Below are 741 nucleotides of genomic sequence, written 5' to 3'. Positions count from 1 at the left end.
TTCAAAAATTATTAAAGGGCATGAATGTGGTTTTTGTAAAAAGATGTTTATTACCTGGCAACACCTTCTCGTGAAGAATGTTTTTGATATTTTGTAGATTTTCAAGCTTACACTGAAGAAGTGATATAGTGTGAATTATTTTTATTGCCAACGTCTCAATATTTAATTGCTCATTTTTATCAATTGCTAATCTTATTAAAATTTTCTCAACCTGTGGTCAATTAATGTATATCTGGGAAGTGCCTTGCATGATTAAGTGTATTTTCTTCTTAAAATAATACGAATTTGTAAGAAAGTATGCAAATTTAGGCAACATCTCTTCTATTTTAACTATTAATCTTTGTGTTCTTTGGTTATAAATATATCTATCATTTTCCTCGATGTATAAAGTACTTCCAATGATTTTCCCTAAACTTGTTTTGTCATTCATGATCATCACTAGATTGTTTTTTTCTAAAATGTATTTCTTACTAATATAATTTTTATCTATTCTTATATTTTGATCAAAATATTGAGCATCTAATCCGTAACTACCTATATTAACTACATGATACTTGCCATTTTTATTAAAAAATTCTTCTAACGAGGTGCCCGATAAACCTATAAACAAATCCCCCACTCTTCTCTGTTCTCAAGCGTTTGTAAATTCTTTAAATCTGATCTTTGGAAAAGGGTGTTTTTCATCTGCGAACATCTTTTCTAGAAGTGTATTTTTGAGATTTTTTAGCTTTTCTAACTTAC

The 741-nt window shown here is 28.2% G+C and carries 1 protein-coding gene; it reads right to left on the bottom strand.

What is annotated here, in order from left to right:
- The coding region (locus OF365_RS03190; RefSeq protein WP_318031885.1) for a hypothetical protein at positions 1-741 on the bottom strand (741 nt) is incomplete at both ends.

Source organism: Ureaplasma zalophigenitalium (assembly GCF_025780055.1).
Lineage (GTDB): Bacteria > Bacillota_I > Bacilli_A > Mycoplasmatales > Mycoplasmoidaceae > Ureaplasma > Ureaplasma zalophigenitalium.
This window is presented reverse-complemented; position numbering and strand designations above follow the sequence as displayed.